Raw genomic sequence first — 1,599 nt, forward strand, 5'->3', positions numbered from 1 at the left:
GGCATTTTCATTCCTACCGCCAAGGCCTATTCGATTGGCGACGAGGTGTTCATGTTGCTGCAGCTGATGGACGATCCGGCGCGGATCGCGGTGTCGGGCAAGGTGATCTGGATTACCCCACCCGGCGCCCATGGCAGCCGCACCCAGGGCATAGGCGTGCAGTTTTCTGCCAACGAGGCAGGCACCCAGGCACGTAACAAGATCGAAGTGATGCTGGGTGGCGCGCTGCAATCGGCGCGCAATACCCACACCATGTAGTTTTCGTCGATCCAGCCAACCCGGCCCCGTGGCCGGGTTTTTTATCGCAGCGAGGTTGTTGAATGGCACAGGCAAGTTCGATGGCAAAGAGGTTGAAGCGCGCACTGGTCGTGTTGGTGTTGCTGGTGGTGGTCGCCGCGGTGGGTGTCTGGCTGTTCCTGCGCGCCAGCCAAGCCAGGATCGAAGGCGAAATGCGCAGCGCTGGCCTGGCGGCTGAAGTGCTGATCGAGCGCGACGCGCTCGGCATCGCTAGCCTCAAAGGCCAGAACCGGCTCGATATCGCCTATGCCACCGGCTTTGTCCACGCCCAGGATCGCTACTTCCAGATGGATTTGCTGCGCCGGGTCGCCGCTGGCGAAATGGCTGCCCTGATCGGCAGCGCGGCGCTGGATCTCGATCGCCAGCACCGCCTGCACCGCTTCCGCGCCCGTGCGCATGCCGCATTGGCCGCCATGCCTGCCAATGAGCGAGCCTTGCTTGACCGTTATGTGGCCGGCGTCAATGCCGGGCTGGCTGACCTGGGCGCCCGGCCATTCGAATACGGCCTGCTGATGACGCAGCCGCAAGCCTGGCAGCCCGAAGACTCGCTGCTGGTGGTGTGGGCGATGTATTTCGACCTGCAAGGCCACCAGCAGGGCCGCGAATTCGTGCGTGGCTGGCTGGCGGCGCACAGCAGTGCGGAACAGCTGCAATTCTTGCTGCCAGGCAGCAGTCAATGGGATGCGCCGCTCGATGCAGCGGGCATCGACGAGCCTGTGGCCCCTATCCCGGCCAAGGCGCCCGACTGGTTGGGCATGAAGCTGCCAGATACGGTGGCTGCCGACGATATGCGCACGGCGGTGGGCAGCAATAGCTGGGCGCTGGCCGGTACGCGCAGCCAGAGCGGGGCGGCGCTGATTGCCAATGATATGCATCTGGGCCTGCGCCTGCCGCATACCTGGTATCGGGTCGATCTGCAGTTTGCCGATGCCAGCGGGCCGCGTCGCGTCACCGGCGTAAGCCTGCCCGGGGCACCCTTGGTGGTGGTGGGCAGCAATGGCCGGCTGGCATGGGGTTTTACCAATAGCTATGGCGATTATCTCGACCTGATCGAAGTGCAGGCCGACCCGAAAGTACCTGGCCGCTACCAGCTACCCGGCGGATGGGAGCAGGCCAAGTTGTATGCCGAACAATTGGCAGTGCGGGGCGGCAAGGCTGAAACGCTTGCTGTGCACGAGACCTCGCTGGGCCCGATCTGGCAGGTGGATGGCAAGCACTATGCCGTGCATTGGGTGGCGCACCAGCCCGGGGCGGTCAACTACCATATGCAGGCCATGGATGGCCTGAGCAATGTCGCCGATG

2 protein-coding genes are annotated in these 1,599 nt (G+C 64.0%); both read left to right on the plus strand.

Annotated elements, in window-relative coordinates:
- On the plus strand, positions 1-258 hold a 258-nt coding region (locus ACE3OH_RS22125; protein WP_374358437.1), incomplete at its 5' end, for a PilZ domain-containing protein.
- A gap of 80 nt (positions 259-338) precedes the next feature.
- On the plus strand, positions 339-1,599 hold a 1,261-nt coding region (locus tag ACE3OH_RS22130), incomplete at its 3' end, for a penicillin acylase family protein (RefSeq protein ID WP_374358440.1).

The organism is Chitinimonas sp. (assembly GCF_041904975.1).
GTDB lineage: Bacteria > Pseudomonadota > Gammaproteobacteria > Burkholderiales > Chitinimonadaceae > Chitinimonas.